Origin of the sequence: uncultured Nocardioides sp. (assembly GCF_947489365.1) — a bacterium.
Taxonomy (GTDB): Bacteria; Actinomycetota; Actinomycetes; order Propionibacteriales; family Nocardioidaceae; genus Nocardioides.
Genome location: NZ_CANLDB010000002.1, coordinates 1 through 15,557 on the forward strand (window position 1 = coordinate 1; position 15,557 = coordinate 15,557).

Genomic DNA, 15,557 nt, shown 5'->3' on the forward strand with positions numbered 1-15,557 from the left:
TATCCCGCCGACGGTGGAGCCCGAGTTCAGTTCGCCGCAGTGGGCGGCCCGGCATTCATCGACCAGGACTCCGCTGGCAACATCCTCGTCGCCGACCGCTCCAGTAAGAACCTCCTCGCCATCGCCCCAGATGGCGCCAAGACGATCCTCTCGAGTGGTTTCTTGAACCCCGTGTCGGTCGCCCAGCGCCCCGACGGGTCCTACGTGGTCGTCGATGAGGACGGAGGCAACACCATCAAGCTGGTTCCCGCCGGCGGAGGTCCAGCCACTGTGCTGACCCCCATCCGGGGCGCCTACGACTCCGAGGCCCAGCCCAACGGCGACGTCTACTTCACGTCCTACAACTCGAGTTCAGTGGTCAGGCTGCCCGCAGACGATGGCGCACCGGTCACGATCGCCACTGACGTCACTACCCCCTACGGACTGGACCTCGTGACGCCGGCGGCTGTCCCTCCGACCACTCAGCAGATCACCTTCACCTCTGAAGCCCCTGAGGACGCAACCGTGGGTGACACCTACACCCCGACCGCGACCGGCGGCGCGTCCGGCAACCCGGTGACGTTCTCCATCGCCGAGTCCGCGGGCGAGGTGTGCTCCATCGACGTCGAGACCAACGAGGTCACCTTCGACGGTCCCGGCACCTGCACCATCGCTGCCGACCAGGCCGGAGGCACCGTTGACGACGTCACTTACGCCGACGCCGAGCAGGTCACACAGGACGTGGTCGTGAACGTGCCCGAGCTGTTCATCACCGGCCAGGTCAGCAGCGAGCTCCCGGCGAACGAGGCCGGCTGGTACCGCACACCCGCCACCATCACCTACACCTGCGGCGGCGGCACCGCCCCGCTGGTCTGCCCCGAGCCGGTCACCCGCGAGAACACCCAGCCCGGGTTCAAGGTCGCCCGTAAAGTCACCGACGCCAACGGCCAGGAGACCAGGGTCCGCACCCCGCTCCAGGTCGACACCACCGCACCGCGGATCAAGCTCACCCGCACCGGCACCGCCCCGTATGCCCGCGACGCCCGTCCCATCACCTGCACCGGCGTCGACGCCAACTCCGGCATCGACGGCGACTGCACCGTGACCTACGGCGAGATCGTCCAGGGCCCCCAGGGCGGCGCCACACGCCGCTGGACCGCCACCGCCACGGACGTCGCCGGCAACACCACCACCGTGTCCCGCGCATTCCGCGTCAAGGGCAAGGCGCCCGCACGATCGTTCGCAAGCCCCACCCTGCGCTAGTCACACACTAAGCAACGACCCCACCCCGAGCCCTCCATCTCAGGTGGGGTCGTTGCGATGTCAGGAGGAAGAAGAGGGCCGCCCCGCTCGACATGGGGTTCCAGCGGGACGGCCGACCGGCATCCTAAACACCGGACCCGTCCCAAACGACCATCGCGTCGGAGTCGCGAGCGAACGAGTCGTTGGATCGCTGGTTCTGTAGGACCCGCTCGGCGGCAGCCTCCGCGATGCCCTCGATCTTGGCGGGTCCCCAGGGGGTGTTGAGAGTGCCCTGGACGCGCAGCGGGCCCTCCACGCGGACAGTGGACGGGCCGCTATAGCCGCCTCCCCCACCGCCGGACCGCAACGCGGCTTGCACGCCGGCGCGCTCGGCCTCTCGACGCTGGTGGGCTCGCATCTCCTCGGTGTCGTGCAACGGCCGGATGCCGCCACGGGCGTACCACTCGACCTGGCCGCCGAGGATGCTCGCGGTCTGCTCGAGGATCGACCGGGCGCCAGGTCGGCGCCAGTCGTTCGCGTGGGGGATGTACGACTCGCCCTTCGTCTCGGGCTCACCCCAGACGCGGGTTACGCCACCGGTGGCGATCTGCGGTCGGTGGGCGTTGGCGTAGTCGCCGTTCATGATCCGGTCGTTGGCGATCGCGCTAGCAGTCCTCGGCAGCGCGCCGGCTGCCTCCGAGGCGTACAGCCCACCAGCAGCGTTGGCGCGGACGTTCCGCGTCTGCACGGTCACGGTGACGGTCTTGGACTGGATCGACGCCATCATCGCCCTGATGCCCGACAGGGGCCCCGAGGCGTTGTCGTTGATCCCCACCGCGGGGCTGGGGCGCAGGCGTCCGAACTGGTTGAGTTCGTCGCGAGCCTGGCCGGTCTTGCGCATGGCCTCGCCGATGTCGGCACCCACGCCGGGGTTGGTCTTGGTGCGGTCGAGCTGGCGGAGCCGGTTGTCCATCCCCTGGATCGTCGACATGCCGGGCCGAGAGTTCGCGCCGACCACGGGGGTGGGGCGTCGGCCGCCGATCTCGCGCATGCGTGAGTCGAACCGGGACAGCATCTGGTTGCCGCGGCGGGTCTCTGGTTCAACTCTGGGGCGGGCGCGCTGACTGTTGAGGCGCTCGACGCGGCGGGTGGTGGCGTCGAGGCCCTGTCGGGTCTGCCGCTCGCCCTCGAGCGCGAGGCGGGAGACGACCTTCTTGGGCATGTCGAGGTACCGGCGCGCGAGGCGCTTGGCGGCCTGCTCGTTGCCCGTCATCTGCGTGGCGACGCGCACGAAGGCGTCACGGGCGGAGTAGTAGCGGTCGGTGTTCTGCTTGACCGCGTTGGACATGCCGTTCCACGACGACGCCATCCCCGACAGCAGGGCGCGGTTCTCGCGACCGGCCTCGGTGTGGGAGCTGATCCCCCGCGCACCCTTGGCTGCGGCCTCCTCAGCATCGGCGAGGGACTGACCCCACGCGGTCTGGGCGTCGAACGCCCCCAGGGCCGCGTCCTTCTGCCTCCACAGCGCCCGGGTCATCTCACCGATGCTCTGACCGGCACCTGAGGCGGCATCCCCGGCCTCATTGGCGGAGTCGGCGTACCTACCGTTCCCGCCGGCGGCGTTGTCGAGGGCGGTCTGGTAGGCCCCGAAGTTCGCCATGACGTCCTCGCGCGCCCAGGGTGCGATCGAGGCACCCTCGGGGGCTCCGGTAGCCGCCTCCAGGATGCGCTGCATCGCCTTCTCGGCCTTGCCCGCGTTCCCGGACTCCACCATCTGCGCCAGCGCCTGGTCGACGGCATCGATGTTATCGACCGCGTTGTCCATCGGGGTGTTGCCGAACAGCCCGAACGCACTGAACACCTCGCGGATGGGCTCGGCGGCCTTGTTCTGCCACCCGGCCATGTACTCGAGCGAGTTGCCGACCTGGTCGAGCAGCTTGGTGTCCGCGCCCTTGGTCAACGCGTCGAGGTCGCGGGTCAAGTTGCCGAGGTCGATCTTCGCGCCGGTCGCCTCCGCCAGCCCGTTACCCAGGATCGTCGCCGCAGCACCAGCGGCAGCAAGGCTGCCCGCGAGACGCCCGACCCCGCCCGCGGAGCCGGCGATGGTCGAGTTCATCGCGGCAGCGTTGCCGCGGGTCTTCGCGAAGAATCCCGCAGCACCGGCACCGGCACCGGCGGCGACGGCCTTGTTGAACAGGATCATCCCGGCCGCGGCCTGGATCAGCGGCGTCCCCACCGGGGAGTCGGCGATCGCGGAGACGGCCTTGGCGACCGCCTCGAGCGCGTCCAGCGCCGGACCACCCAGCGGCGCGGCAGCGGTCGCGATGTCGACCAGCGCCCCACCGATCGCGGACGCAGCCTCAGCCACCTCGGGACCGTTCTGCTTCAAGTAGGCGACGAACTCCCGGAACCCCTCGGTCTTCGACAGCCCGGCAGCCCAGTCGTCGAAGTCGCCGGCCTGGACCCGCAGCCACGAGGAGAAGTCCTGGTTGGTCGGATCGAAGGCCATGACCAGCTCGGCGAGACCGTGGGTGACATCGCCGACCGTGCCGACCAGATCGGTGAGGATCGGGCGGGCGTTGTTCTGGATGTAGGAGAAGAACGACTCCCAGCGTTCCCCGGTCAGTGAGGCGAGGCTGTCGCCGGCCAGGTCGCCGGTCACGGTGCCGAGCTCGTTGAAGAACGACTCGATGCGCGGCAGAGCGGACTCGAGGTCGTCCATGCCCTCGAGCAGCCCGGGGAAGAACCCCTCAGCGGACGCATCGACCGTCGCCGCGGCAATCGCTGGGCGAAGCCTGCCCACCTCGCGGGCGAACTCACGCGCCTGCGGCGACAGCGCCGACAGGGCGTCGCGCATCTTCTGCAGGTTCTCCGCCGTCGGGTCCAGACGGGCGGCCTCGATCGACGTCAGCGCCTCGCCCACGCCCTGGAACGCCAGGAGGGCCGACGTCCCGGCCCCGGCTGCGACCGACAGTTGGGCAGCGATGCCGGCGATGGCAGGGACCGCGAGGCCGGCCATCGGGATGAGGGCCGGACCCAGGGTCAGCGCAACCTGACCGGCGAGCCGCAGCCGGCCCGTCAGGTTGTTGATGCCGGAGTCGAGCTGGCGGATGCTGCGCTCGGACGACACCGCATCCCGCGACAGCGACCCGAGCCCGCCGCGGGACGTGCGCTGGGTGATCCGGTCGACGTCTGCGCTCGAGGCGCCGAGATCCTTGAGTACCGCCGTCAGCAGCTTGACCGCGGCGGCGTCCTTCGCTGCCTGCTGGGCGAGGTTCGACGTGGCGTGGATGCGGATCTCTTCTTTACGGACTGCGATGGCTCAGCCCTCCTGGCTCGCGGCGTAGTCGGCCAAGAACTGCTCGGCGAGCGTTCCCTTGGGCTGGCCGTCGACGGTCGGGGTGGCGATCCGGTCGAGGTTCATCACCAGCGACTCGACCGCGCCCAGGAGCTCGGCCATCTCCTCGGTGGTGTGGTCGAAACGCCGGATGCCGGTGAGCTGCACCCGGGTCCCTTCCTTCTCGTCATGACTCATCCCGCCGATGAGGTCGACGATGCGGAACAGGCGGGCCTGGGTGCCCGGACCCAGCGCGGTGAACTGCTCGGTCAGATCCGGCAGCATCAGGCCGGCAGCCATCGTGCGACTCACGATGTCGGCGACCGAGTGGCGCGGACGGGACGGGTTGCCCTGCGGGCGGCCCTTGGCCTGGTTGGCCGCCATCAGCTCGCGGCCTGCGCGGCATCGAAGCTGCTGGCGAGTCGATCGATCTCGTAGTCCGACATCGTCCCGAGCTCTTCAGGTCGTACCTCGAGCTGAATCGCATCGTGAAGGACCTGCTGCATGTTCGGCTCGACGTGCTCCCACAACTCCTCGAACCGCGGTGCGACGTCGGGGCGGGTCTCGAGGAACTGGTTGGCGACATCACTCCAGCGCATCTCGTAGGAGCGCTCGGCGATCGCGCGAGCGAGAGGCTCATCGCCCTGCCGCTCCGCACGAGCGAGGAGGGCGGCAGCCTGCGCTGGGGTCTCCAGCTGCTCGGCCCGGTCCGCCGCGTCGCGGCGCGAGATGGCCCACGACGGATCAGTACTCCCACGCCCGGCGAAGATGTCCCGCTCGAGGGTGCGGCGGTAGTCCTTCACGGCCGCGTCACGCTCGGCTACCAGTCGGTCGCGTGTCGCGCGCATCCGCTGGTAGGACTTCGCGACCTCGGCCTTCTTGAACTCCTCGGTGCGACTGGTGTCGCGACGGATCTGGTAGAGGTCGCCGGCGATCTCGGCCTGCGCCTTCTCCATGATCTCGGCGTTCGTGGCGAACTTCTTACGCATCGCTGCCCCTCGCATCGCGGGTTGTCGACTGGATGCTCCGAGCCTGTGGCGAGTTCCCGTTGCGCCTCTACGCCAGTTCCTCCGGGGGAACTAGGCACCCCCAGGGGGTGACCCCAGACCCCGGCGACGCAGGACCGCGGGGTAGGGCTCTCATATGTGCGGAGGGTTCAAACATTCCGCTGCGACCGCCCGGTCCCCAACTGACGGGCCTGATCCCGCAGCCGGCCCAGGTCACCCGTGCTCGCACTGCCGGCGGCGAGATACGCCTCCATTTGGGCTGATCGACCGCTGTCGACCAAGAACGCAGCCGAGTACGGCGCTCGATGAACCGTCTGAGACGTCTCGCCCGGGCCACGGTGCTCACGCTCATGGTGCCTTCGGGCGTTCGCCCAGTTCCGGAAGGCGGTGGTCGCCTTCCAGTTCTCAGACGACCAGGGGCCGGGCCGCTGGTCGTCGGCCCACACCTCAATGCAGGGCCCGATAGCCAGAGCCGCGGGGAAAGGCTCGTCAGTCGCCTCTAGGGCGCGGCGCCTCACGATGCCGGACGGAGCTTGTAGACCCCGCGGGCGCCAACTCGACGCTGCGGACGGTTCTCGCCCCCGTCGCCCGAGGGCATCCGCAAGGCAGCCAGCAACCGCGCCAGCGCGATGCGCTGCTGACGTGCCTCGACGAGGGCGGGATGTGCGCGTTCGCCCTGCGGGGTCGTCACCAAGGGCCCATCGCAACGCACACGCTCGTCCAACTTGGCCAACACCTCGACCGTTCTGACGGCCTCGACCAACAGCGCAAGCTCGTGCTCGTCAAGCTCGTACTCGTCGACCACCGATGACCAGAGCCGGCTGGCCGCCGACCCGAGGCCAGCGGGCTTCCGGGGCTTGTTCTCGCTCATGTGAGCCTCCTTCGTTTGTTAACTGCTCGGTTCGTTTTAGATGTCGCGCACAGCGAGGGACCTGCCCCTCGGTCCTCTCAACCGGGCCCCTTGGCCCCACCCCCTGGGGTCCATCAGGCCGCCCGAGAGCTCTCGAAGACGGCGAGCGCCTCCCGGCTGACCCGGTACCGCTCGCCCACACGCTCGGCCTCGAGCCGACGGTCCTCGATCGCCCGACGGACGCCGCGCGGTGTCATGCGCAGCTTGTCGGCGACCTCGCCGGTCGAGAGCCACTGCGACCGCTCGACACCAGGCTCCACCGCTGCCGGCTCAGGCTCACCCGTGAGCGCCACGCGGTACTCGAGCGCAACCTCGTGGATCTCGCTCAGGTACTTCGATGCCCGAGGGTTCGTCCCACGGGCATCGACGCGCAGCTGACTGAGGTTCGCGTTGCGGTCCAGCCAAGCCACGAAGTCCGCCGGCAAGATGAGGCCGGGCCCACCGCGGAAGATCGTCACGAGTTCGTCCTCTCGTGCGTGGGGGCGTGGTCGGTGAGGATGCGGTCCAACACCTCGAGCGCGTCGTCAACGACCGCGGTGAGCGTCTCAGTGGTGACGAGGAGCTCGCCGGCTTGCGCGTCCCTGGACTGACGGAGACGAGCAGCTAGAGAAGCGAGCCGGTGGGGCGGGCAGTCGCACGCCTGCGGCAGGCGTGACGTCAGGTCATAGATACGGGCGGTCATGACGCGCGCCGATCAACGTTGCGGCAGTCCTCGGGGCAGCGCTGCCACGGATGCCACTCGCAGTCCGCGACCTCGACAGCGGCCTTGCTCGAGGCGGTCCTCTCGTTGCTGCGCTTGTCATCGCGACGCACGACCTGAGGTGTGTCGCTCAACCTCAGCGAAGCGTCTACCTCTTGGGTACCTGCTCTCGCGTACCCCTGGGCCCCTTCTAGGGGTACGCCCTCGCGTACCCCTACGTGACCGGGTTTCCGTACCTCTGTCTGAGGTACGCCCTCGCGTACCTTGGGAGCCACGACCAGGCCCTGGTAGACCGCCGTTGTGCCGGGCCTTGGGCGCCTCACCTGGCTCAGGAATCCGGCCTTCTTCGCCTGGTTGATCCACTCGGTGATCCGGGCCGGAGCGCAGTCGAACTCCTCGACGAGCTGGGTGCGCGGGATCGACACGATGGCGTTGGCGTTCATCGAGTCCGACAGCCGCAGGAGCAGCACCTGGGCGCCGGGCGTGATGCGTCCACGGGCGGCGTAGACGCCGCGGCGGAAGCGCATGACACGGGCCGAGTAGGTGGTCATCACCGGATCACCTCGTCGTCCTGGATCAGCGCGACCTGAGCCCTGGCCTCGCACGCCTTGGCGATCTCAGTGAGCCGGCACCACCGAGCCCGTCGCTGCTCGAGCGTGGAGTTGCCGAGGAAGTCACCGGGCCGGGCGCGGGCGTCGAGGAACGTCTGAGCCCGCCGGCGCCAGTAGGTCGCCGTCGCTTCCCGCATCGCGTCCTGTAGGACCCGCGCTTGGAAGTGGGCGACGTAGGCGTCCAGCTCGGCCGGCGTGGCCTCGACCGCCTCTCCGTTCGTACCCGTGGGTACCAACGGGATCTCCTGCATCGCGGTCACCACAGGCCCTCCGACTCGGACGCCGGTGGGATGTCATACGAAGTCGCACCGCCTGATGTGACTTCGGCGGGAGCCGACATCTGCTCGCGCCTCTGTCGAGTGGCCTGCGGACCGAGGACGACGATGTCGTAGCCCCGCTCCTCAGCGAGCGCCACGACGTCGCGGGCGGTGTGCTCCTGCACCGACCAGCCGTGGGCCAGCGTGCGCCAGACGGGCGGCCGCCCCACGACCTCGGCGATTAGTTCACGAGAGCCGTGGCCACGCATCAGCGACCCGACACCGTCGAACTCGACCTCGAGCACCCGGCGCCTCATGAGGCCACCGCCTCGGTGACGAGGTGCACGCAGACCGGCCCGAGCTCACGCTCGACGGACCGCGGCGCAGTCAGGAGGGCACCGCATCGCTGGCACCAAACGCGGTCGTCAGCGGATACGATCTGGGTGTCGCCCGTCAGTGACACTTGGGACGCCTCGGTCTGGGAGCCGGGGCGTTCTGTTCGTTCACGACGCAACGCGATCACCGCCGGCTGCCTCGTGGGCGCAAGCGGGACGGAGCAGTGCTGCCAGCCGGCTGCGCTGCTCGTCGGTCAGGGGTGGCGCCGAAGCCACCGTCCTAGCGATGACGTCCGCGAGGCGCTCCGCCGCGAGTTCGCGGCGCGCGTCGACGAGTTCGGGATCGGTGGCGTTCCGCGACCTGCTGAGGGCAGCTACGCGTCCACGATGATGAAGTGTCTGAGACACCGGGTCCTCCGAGCATGGCTTTGAAGCCATCTGCTCGGATGACGTGACCTGCGCCGTCGGAGATCCGTCGACCAGTGCTTACAGACTAGCAGCGTGGAGGCTTAGGACTGGCGATCTATGCGTGCCGCGAATGACTTGAAGTCGATCTCGCGAATGCCGAAGTCCCAGAACCGCTGCGCCACAGACTGAACTCGGTCCTCCCGAAATACCCGCGGTCCACCGCACATCCCACACGCCAGTGGCATCCGAAGCCGAGAATCCGCCTCGCTCGCCCCGAGGCCCGACATGAGTTTCTCGGCGGCGGCGAAATCCCCCCGCTCCAGAGCCTCTTGGGCTGCAGCTAGAGCCGCCTGCTCCCCCCGTGGGTTCGTCGGCTGATTCGCCGCCAGCTGCTGGACACCCTCGCCGCCGTCCTGCCTCTGCAGACGAATCAGGTAGCCATCGCCCGTGAGATAGCGGCGCTCCCAAGCCCAGTAGTTGTGGCCCCGATCGGCTGCGACCTCGTGACTGACGACGAACGACCCGAGTAACCAGAGTGCGTGCTGGTCCTCGCAGTAGATACCTACGCGCGGCCAATCCAGGTCCGCAGAATGCGTCGACCGCGTCTCGGCCTCAGCCCATCGCGAAGCCGACAGAACTGGCACCTTGAAGTTGTAGGTCATCAGGCCACCCACTCGATCGCGACTGTGTCGGGACGGAAGTACGACTCGCCGGGCTTCCATCCCGGTGGCCTGCCCCGGCCGGACTGCTGCACGATGACTGTCATCAGCGCGCCGAGAACTAGCCTCCGTCGCTCGAGTGTCGACTCGAGCCACGCCTGGCCAGGATCGGGCGCTCCCCCGATGTCGGCCAATGCCGTGCCGTTGTAAGCAACCGCGATCTGCTCGCGCACGCCATCGAGCTCGGTCGTCAGGCGCCGGCTCCCCTCGGCGAGCTGTCGAGCATCAACGTCCCCGTCGGCGAAGAGTGCGGCGAGCTGCGTCTTTCGCTCGTCCAACTCGATGGCGCGCGCCTGCAGCCCTTCCAGGTCGACATCTGCGGCGGGGGCCGAGAGGAGGTCAGCGAGGTCGTCGCGGCGAAGGCGCTCGACCAGCACCGCGGATACGTATGCGTCGAGTTGTTCCATGTCTCGGCTGGCGTGGCCGGCCTCTCCCCCACGCTCGGCGCAGCGGTAGAGCGGACGGCCATATCGGTCGTGTCCCGCCCTCATCGGGCCGTGGCAAAGTCCGCAGCGGTAGAGCCCGGAGCCGAGATGCTTCGGTGCGTTGGTCTCAGGATTGGTCCGTCTAGCCGGGTCGAGAAGGATGCGGCGAACTGCCTCCCACTTCTCGCGGTCCACGATGGCCGGCCACTGGGCATCGCCCACGATCTCGCCGCGGTGCTCCATCAAGCCGGCGTTACGTGGCCGCAGAAGCGCTCTACGGGGCGCTGAGAGCCCCCAGGGCTTCCCAGTGGTGGTCGTCAGGCCCGCAGCGTTCCAGGCTCGTGCAATCGACCTCAGCGACTCGCCCGCCAGGACTTGGTCGCAGGCCGAGCGAAGTGCAGCTGCCTCGTCCTCTCGAACCGTCACCCCGTCCGCCTCGTACCCGAACGGACGCCGACCGCCCTTCCAGACACCGGCCTCGGCGCTGCGCTGTTTCGCCCGCTGCATTCGCTCGACCGCGTGCTCGACCTCGTATCGGGCGTGGTTGCCCAGGGTCCGAGCCACCATCCGCCCCGAGGAGGTCGAGAGGTCGACGGGGCCAGCCTTGACGGTGTGCGTCGAGACGGCGCGCTGTTCGCAGGCGGTGATGTACTCCTCGAGCTCAGCCGGGGAGCGATGTAGCCGGTCTGTGTGCCAGGCCAGGACGACGTCGACCTCCCCATCCTGAACTTCTCGGAGCAGGTCGCGGTAGCCGGGCCGCGGCTTCCCCGAGTACGCAGACAGGTCGTTGTCGGTGTGCACGGAGACGATGGACGCGCCTAGGCGGTCGGCGAGCTCGCGGCAGTCAGCCTCCTGGGTCGCTACACCCAGACCGGCACCCTCACGGTCTCGACTGATCCTCGCGTAGACGCTTGCTCGCACAATCTAAGTGTGTCATATTCTCACTCTCGCGAGGTCGAAGTGGGTGCCCCGCTTGGGCAGGTCTGCCGGCGACAGCAGCACCGTGATCCGCTTCGTCGCCGGCCACGGCAGCCGGGAGTTGACCACGGCCATCCGGCACCGGTCGCGGGCCTCCGACAGCGACGCGTCGGGCCGCCCCACGAGGGTCAGCCCCACCTGGCCGGGCGACACGTCGGTCTGGACGTCGATGAGGTGGCCCACCGCCCCGTGCAGGGACACGGTCCGGGCCGTGGCGACGGGCACGTCAGCCGATCCCGCGGACGTGCTCGACCACGGCGGCGCCGCGCAGCGGCCGCAGCACGGCCACCAGGTCGACCCGCATCTCCGGCGGGGTGCAGCCGCGCTCGGCGGCCCAGCGCACCCCCAGCCTCTGCAGGCGGTCCAGCTTCTCGGCGTCCACCGCCTCGTGCGGGCTCCCGCCCTCCTCACCGGTGCGGGTCTTGACCTCGCACACCACGAGCGCGTCGCCGTCCTTGCAGACCAGGTCGATCTCCCCGACCGGGTCCCCCGGCGAGCGCCAGTTCCGCTCCAGCACCTCCAGGCCCTCCTCGACCAGGTGCCGTGCCGCCACGCTCTCCCCATAGGCCCCCAGGGCCTGCTTGCTCGCTGCTGTCGTCGTCATGTCGACCTCCTCGAGCGCCAGCCTGCGGCGGCGCGAGGGGTCGTGGGGGCCGTCGACCGCGGGCCTGTGGAGGACCCGACGCGGTCGGCGCCTGTGGACGCGGAACGGCGCGGGCGACCCGGTCGCCTCAGGCGGGGGCGGGCTCCTCGAGCTCCACGGCGCCCGCCTCGACCTCGAGCCCGGCGGCCCGCCGTACGTTGACGAACCGCATGCGGTGCTCGGGGCACGGGCCGTGCTCGGTCAGGGCCGACGAGTGCGACGGGGTGATGTAGCCCTTGTGCACCGCGAAGCCGTACGCCGGGTGGTCGTCGTGCAGCCGCGTCATGAGGCGGTCCCTGGTCACCTTCGCGAGCACCGACGCGGCCGCGACGCACGCGGCGACCCGGTCGCCCTTCCACATCGCCAGGGCGGGGGCGGGCAGTCCGTCGACGGGGAACCCGTCCGTCAGCACGTACGACGGCCGGACGGCGAGGCGGGCGACGGCGCGGCGCAGGGCCTCGATGTTGGCGACGTGCATCCCGAGGCGGTCGCACTCGCCCGGCGGCACGACGACGACGGACCACGCCAGCGCGCGCCGCACGACCTGGGCGTAGCAGCGCTCCCGCGCGGCCTCGGTCAGCAGCTTGGAGTCCGCGAGGCCGGGCACCACGCCCGCCTGGGAGGCGGGCAGCACCGCGGCGGCGGCGACCAGCGGGCCGGCGCAGGCGCCGCGCCCGGCCTCGTCGGTGCCGGCCACGTGCTCGAGCCCGGCCCGGCGCAGCGCGCGCTCGTAGCCGTAGAGACCGGCGTCGCGCCGCACCGTCGTGCCGGCGACCCGACCGGTCACGATCCTGCGGGCACGTACTCGAACGCGTCGGGACGCTTCACCCAGCGGAAGTTGTCCTGCGGCCAGACGACGACGAACACCTTGCCGACGACGAGGTCGGTGGGCACGAACTCCCGACCCGGGGTGCAGTCCGTGGCGTTCTGGGGGCACATGTGGACCGTCGAGTCCGCCGAGCGGTTGCGGTTGTCGCCCATCACGAAGATCTCGTCCTCGGGTACCGGCCCCGCGGTCCAGGAGCAGCTGCCGATCATCGGACCGGCGCAGCGCTCACCGCTGCTGTTCCTGGTCGACCCGGGCTTGGTGTAGCCCTTCTCGTCGATCGGCACCCCGTTGACGATGAGCCGTCCGGTGCCCTCCTCACAGCACTCGATGACGTCGCCCTCGACGCCGATCACGCGCTTCACGAGGTGGCCGCCGGTCGGGTAGAGCCCGATCCGGGTCATCAGCGACGTGACGACGCCCTGGTCGGTGGGGGTCGGCTCGTCGAGCCACCCGCCGGGGTCCTCGAAGACGACGACGTCGCCGCGCTCCGGCGTGCCGCCGCCCCAGTAGGACACCTTCTGCACCAGGATCCGGTCGTTCTCGACCAAACCCGGCTCCATCGACTCCGACGGGATGTAGAAGGCCTGCAGGAAGAAGGTCTTGATGACCAGCGCGAGGACCAGCGCGAGGGCGAGCAGGAGCGCGGTCTCCTGCCACAGCCGCAGCCCCCGACGGCGTCCGGCGGGCGCCTCGGAGGCCGGCCCGTCAGCGGGGTCGGGACCCTCGGAGGACCCGACGCCCCCCGTGTCGTCCACGGGGTCCGCGCCGCGGTCGTGGGTGGTCACCTCGAGAGACTAGCCAGCGACCCTGAGCCGACTCCGGGCGAGCCCGGGGTCCTGCTCAGATCTCCCGCCGCTCCTTGATGCGGGCGGCCTTGCCGCGCAGGTTGCGCAGGTAGTACAGCTTCGCGCGGCGGACGTCACCGCGGGTCACGACCTCGACCTGCTCGAAGATCGGGGAGTGCAGCGGGAAGGTGCGCTCCACGCCGACGCCGAAGGAGACCTTGCGGACGGTGAACGTGCGGCCGATCCCGGAGCCGTGCACGCGGATCACGATGCCCTGGAAGATCTGGACACGGCTGCGGTTGCCCTCGACGACCTTGACGTGGACCTTGACGGTGTCGCCCGCGCGGAAGGCGGGGACGTCGTCACGGCGGACGGCGGCGTCGAGCGCGGTGATGGCGTTGGTCATGGGTGCTCCTCGCAGTGGCCACAGGTCGACCGCGGACTCGATGCTGGTACTGGTGGTGGTCCGACCCTCGGTCGGCGGCGCCGCTCCCCCTGTGGCAGGAGCCCGACGCGGATCCCCGGCGCGCGCACGCGGCGGGCGGTCCGTGTTTCGACCGGCGGGACCAGTCCAGAAGTGTGCCACAGCCGCGCTCCGGGGCGGAAAACGCCTCCCGGACCGGGCCGGGTCTCAGCGGCGGCGGGGCTTGGCCAGCACGGCCGGGCCGCTGGGGAAGTCGTCGAGCACCTCGACCACGCGGTAGCCGGCCCGCCGGTAGCGCCGCAGGTTGGCCGTGGAGTCCTTGCCCGTCACCAGCCGGTACGACGTCGCGTCGGGGTGGGCGACCGCCTCGGCGTGCTCGAGCAGCACCCGCCCCAGCCCCCGGCCCCGCAGGTCGGGGGCGACCATCAGGCGTCCCACCGACCAGGCCCCGTCGTCCTCGAGTCGCCCGCGGACCGACCCGACGAGCCGGCCGGCCGCGCGGACGACGTACGTCCGCCAGTCGCGCAGGCCGGCCTCGACGTCGGCGAGGTCCTCGTGGAGCGCCGGGATGGCGAGGTCGTCGTTGGCGATCGCCTCGGTGACCCAGCAGGCCCGCTGGAGGGTGAGCAGCTCGGGGGCGTCGGAGGGCGAGGCGGGCACGATCGCCCACGCCTCGTCGCCGTGGGCCAGCACGGCTGAGGCGTGCAGCAGGTCGGGCCGCCGCTCCGCCGTACGACGGGTGGCCGCGGCGCGCCGCCAGGCGGCGACCTTCCGGTGGTCCCCCGAGAGCAGCACCGGGGGCACCTCGAGGCCGCGCCACGACGGCGGCTTCGTGTAGACGGGGGCCTCGAGCAGCCCGGCCTCGTGGGACTCGTCCGTGAGCGACTCCGGGTTGCCCACGACGCCCGGCAGCAGCCGCACGACGGCCTCGAGGACGGCCAGCGCCGCGACCTCGCCGCCGTTGAGCACGTAGTCGCCCAGCGAGACCTCCCGGACCTCGGTGCGGGTCCGGGCGTGGTCGACCACGCGCTGGTCGATGCCCTCGTAGCGCCCGCACGCCACGACCAGCCGGTCGCGGGTGGCGAGGTCGCGGGCGGTGGCCTGCGTGAACGGCTCCCCCGCCGGCGTCGGGACGACGAGGGTGGCGCCCTCGAGGTCGAGGGCGTCGAGCGCCTCGCCCCACGGCTCGGGCCGCATGACCATGCCGGGACCGCCGCCGGCCGGGGTGTCGTCGACGGTGCGGTGGCGGTCGTGGGTCCAGTCCCGCAGGTCGTGGACGCGCAGGTCGAGCAGGCCGGACCGCTGCGCCCTGCCGGGCAGCGAGAGGTCGAGCGCGGCCAGGTAGGCCGGGAAGACGGTGACGACGTCGACGCGCATCGCCGGTCTCCTACGTCTCGTCCGGGAAGGGTGTCACCAGCCCCGGGCGGTCGGCGACGACGACGCGTCCGCCGGCCAGGTCGACCTCGGGGACCAGCGCCGACACGAACGGCACCAGTCCGGTGCGACCGGACGGGGTGCGGACCTCGAGGAGGTCCTGCGCGCCACCGTGCACGACCCGGGCGATCACGCCCAGCGGCGTCCCGTCGACGTCGGTGACGGCCAGCCCCACGAGCTGGTGGTCGAAGTACTCGTCCGGGTCGTCCGGCACCTCGTCCGGCGCCAGGGTGGTGTGCAGGAGGGTGCCGCGCAGGGACTCGGCCCCCTCGCGGTCCTCGGCCCCGACGAAGCGGAGCAGCAGCCGGCCGGAGTGCCAGCGCACCGAGGCGAGCTCGAGGTCGGCGACCCGGGCGGCCGGGGCCGGGGTGTCACGGCCGGGCTCGCCGCGCAGGTGCGCACCGACCACGAAGCGGAGCTCCGGGGAGTCGGTGCGCACCTCGACGCTGACGTCGCCGCGCAGGCCGTGCGGGCGACCCACACGGCCGACGACGACCTCGACGGCCTCGCTCATCGCAGGCCGCCGTACGAGCC

The 15,557-nt window shown here is 70.6% G+C and carries 20 protein-coding genes; 1 reads left to right on the forward strand and 19 read right to left on the reverse strand.

Annotated features, from left to right (window positions below):
* Positions 1-504: 504 nt before the first annotated feature.
* Positions 505-1,242 (forward strand): hypothetical protein, encoded by a 738-nt coding sequence (locus tag Q0858_RS05205; protein WP_299051776.1) that lies wholly within the window; start codon positions 505-507, stop codon positions 1,240-1,242.
* Positions 1,243-1,366: 124 nt separating this feature from the next.
* Here Q0858_RS05205 and Q0858_RS05210 read toward each other — a convergent pair whose 3' ends face one another.
* The 19 genes from Q0858_RS05210 to rimM all read right to left on the reverse strand — a co-directional run bounded on the left by Q0858_RS05210 (position 1,367) and on the right by rimM (position 15,537).
* Complete coding sequence (locus Q0858_RS05210; RefSeq protein ID WP_299051778.1) at positions 1,367-4,351, reverse strand: hypothetical protein; 2,985 nt, start codon at positions 4,349-4,351, stop codon at positions 1,367-1,369.
* 192 nt (positions 4,352-4,543) lie between these two features.
* Positions 4,544-4,942 (reverse strand): hypothetical protein, encoded by a 399-nt coding sequence (locus Q0858_RS05215; RefSeq protein WP_299051780.1) that lies wholly within the window; start codon positions 4,940-4,942, stop codon positions 4,544-4,546.
* On the reverse strand, positions 4,942-5,547 hold the full coding sequence (locus tag Q0858_RS05220) for a hypothetical protein (protein WP_299051782.1): 606 nt from the start codon (positions 5,545-5,547) through the stop codon (positions 4,942-4,944). Before Q0858_RS05220 ends, Q0858_RS05215 begins: the two co-directional genes overlap by 1 nt.
* Before the next feature lie 532 nt (positions 5,548-6,079).
* Positions 6,080-6,436 (reverse strand): hypothetical protein, encoded by a 357-nt coding sequence (locus Q0858_RS05225; RefSeq protein ID WP_299051784.1) that lies wholly within the window; start codon positions 6,434-6,436, stop codon positions 6,080-6,082.
* Between the two features lie 113 nt (positions 6,437-6,549).
* Positions 6,550-6,933 (reverse strand): helix-turn-helix domain-containing protein, encoded by a 384-nt coding sequence (locus Q0858_RS05230; protein WP_299051785.1) that lies wholly within the window; start codon positions 6,931-6,933, stop codon positions 6,550-6,552.
* Positions 6,930-7,157 carry a hypothetical protein gene (locus Q0858_RS05235; RefSeq protein WP_299051787.1) on the reverse strand — a complete coding sequence of 76 codons (228 nt, stop codon included), beginning with the start codon at positions 7,155-7,157 and terminating at the stop codon, positions 6,930-6,932. The genes Q0858_RS05230 and Q0858_RS05235 overlap by 4 nt, the downstream gene beginning before the upstream one ends.
* The gene (locus Q0858_RS05240; protein ID WP_299051789.1) at positions 7,154-7,726 is read right to left on the reverse strand and encodes a hypothetical protein; all 573 of its coding nucleotides are present in this window, start codon (positions 7,724-7,726) and stop codon (positions 7,154-7,156) included. Before Q0858_RS05240 ends, Q0858_RS05235 begins: the two co-directional genes overlap by 4 nt.
* Positions 7,726-8,046, reverse strand: coding sequence for a hypothetical protein (locus Q0858_RS05245; protein ID WP_299051791.1), 321 nt, complete (start codon positions 8,044-8,046; stop codon positions 7,726-7,728). The genes Q0858_RS05240 and Q0858_RS05245 overlap by 1 nt, the downstream gene beginning before the upstream one ends.
* The gene (locus tag Q0858_RS05250; protein WP_299051792.1) at positions 8,043-8,348 is read right to left on the reverse strand and encodes a hypothetical protein; all 306 of its coding nucleotides are present in this window, start codon (positions 8,346-8,348) and stop codon (positions 8,043-8,045) included. The genes Q0858_RS05245 and Q0858_RS05250 overlap by 4 nt, the downstream gene beginning before the upstream one ends.
* 8 nt (positions 8,349-8,356) lie before the next feature.
* Positions 8,357-8,566 (reverse strand): DUF6011 domain-containing protein, encoded by a 210-nt coding sequence (locus Q0858_RS21510; protein WP_366915993.1) that lies wholly within the window; start codon positions 8,564-8,566, stop codon positions 8,357-8,359.
* A gap of 321 nt (positions 8,567-8,887) precedes the next feature.
* Entirely contained in the window at positions 8,888-9,448 is a 561-nt protein-coding gene (locus tag Q0858_RS05255) for a hypothetical protein (RefSeq protein ID WP_299051793.1), read from the reverse strand.
* Positions 9,448-10,851 carry a recombinase family protein gene (locus tag Q0858_RS05260; protein ID WP_299051794.1) on the reverse strand — a complete coding sequence of 468 codons (1,404 nt, stop codon included), beginning with the start codon at positions 10,849-10,851 and terminating at the stop codon, positions 9,448-9,450. Before Q0858_RS05260 ends, Q0858_RS05255 begins: the two co-directional genes overlap by 1 nt.
* Positions 10,852-10,863: 12 nt before the next feature.
* Positions 10,864-11,133, reverse strand: coding sequence for a magnesium chelatase domain-containing protein (locus tag Q0858_RS05265; protein ID WP_299051795.1), 270 nt, complete (start codon positions 11,131-11,133; stop codon positions 10,864-10,866).
* Between the two features lies 1 nt (position 11,134).
* Positions 11,135-11,512, reverse strand: coding sequence for a YraN family protein (locus Q0858_RS05270; protein WP_299051796.1), 378 nt, complete (start codon positions 11,510-11,512; stop codon positions 11,135-11,137).
* A gap of 127 nt (positions 11,513-11,639) precedes the next feature.
* Positions 11,640-12,338 carry a ribonuclease HII gene (locus Q0858_RS05275; protein ID WP_299051797.1) on the reverse strand — a complete coding sequence of 233 codons (699 nt, stop codon included), beginning with the start codon at positions 12,336-12,338 and terminating at the stop codon, positions 11,640-11,642.
* On the reverse strand, positions 12,335-13,165 hold the full coding sequence (gene lepB, locus Q0858_RS05280; RefSeq protein WP_299051799.1) for a signal peptidase I: 831 nt from the start codon (positions 13,163-13,165) through the stop codon (positions 12,335-12,337). Before lepB ends, Q0858_RS05275 begins: the two co-directional genes overlap by 4 nt.
* A 55-nt stretch (positions 13,166-13,220) precedes the next feature.
* Positions 13,221-13,571 carry a 50S ribosomal protein L19 gene (rplS, locus tag Q0858_RS05285; protein ID WP_299051800.1) on the reverse strand — a complete coding sequence of 117 codons (351 nt, stop codon included), beginning with the start codon at positions 13,569-13,571 and terminating at the stop codon, positions 13,221-13,223.
* Between the two features lie 225 nt (positions 13,572-13,796).
* The gene (gene trmD / locus Q0858_RS05290; RefSeq protein WP_299051802.1) at positions 13,797-14,966 is read right to left on the reverse strand and encodes a tRNA (guanosine(37)-N1)-methyltransferase TrmD; all 1,170 of its coding nucleotides are present in this window, start codon (positions 14,964-14,966) and stop codon (positions 13,797-13,799) included.
* Positions 14,967-14,976: 10 nt separating this feature from the next.
* Positions 14,977-15,537 (reverse strand): ribosome maturation factor RimM, encoded by a 561-nt coding sequence (gene rimM, locus Q0858_RS05295; RefSeq protein ID WP_299051804.1) that lies wholly within the window; start codon positions 15,535-15,537, stop codon positions 14,977-14,979.
* Positions 15,538-15,557: the final 20 nt, after the last annotated feature.

Excerpts from the sequence above, each read along its gene's own strand:
- rimM (WP_299051804.1), bottom strand. The coding sequence starts at position 15,537 with ATGAGCGAGGCCGTCGAGGTCGTCGTCGGCCGTGTGGGTCGCCCGCAC.
- rplS (WP_299051800.1), bottom strand. The coding sequence starts at position 13,571 with ATGACCAACGCCATCACCGCGCTCGACGCCGCCGTCCGCCGTGACGAC.
- trmD (WP_299051802.1), bottom strand. The coding sequence starts at position 14,966 with ATGCGCGTCGACGTCGTCACCGTCTTCCCGGCCTACCTGGCCGCGCTC.
- Q0858_RS05255 (WP_299051793.1), bottom strand. The coding sequence starts at position 9,448 with ATGACCTACAACTTCAAGGTGCCAGTTCTGTCGGCTTCGCGATGGGCT.
- Q0858_RS05215 (WP_299051780.1), bottom strand. The coding sequence starts at position 4,942 with ATGGCGGCCAACCAGGCCAAGGGCCGCCCGCAGGGCAACCCGTCCCGT.
- Q0858_RS05240 (WP_299051789.1), bottom strand. The coding sequence starts at position 7,726 with ATGACCACCTACTCGGCCCGTGTCATGCGCTTCCGCCGCGGCGTCTAC.
- Q0858_RS05270 (WP_299051796.1), bottom strand. The coding sequence starts at position 11,512 with ATGACGACGACAGCAGCGAGCAAGCAGGCCCTGGGGGCCTATGGGGAG.
- Q0858_RS05235 (WP_299051787.1), bottom strand. The coding sequence starts at position 7,157 with ATGACCGCCCGTATCTATGACCTGACGTCACGCCTGCCGCAGGCGTGC.
- Q0858_RS05225 (WP_299051784.1), bottom strand. The coding sequence starts at position 6,436 with ATGAGCGAGAACAAGCCCCGGAAGCCCGCTGGCCTCGGGTCGGCGGCC.
- Q0858_RS05220 (WP_299051782.1), bottom strand. The coding sequence starts at position 5,547 with ATGCGTAAGAAGTTCGCCACGAACGCCGAGATCATGGAGAAGGCGCAG.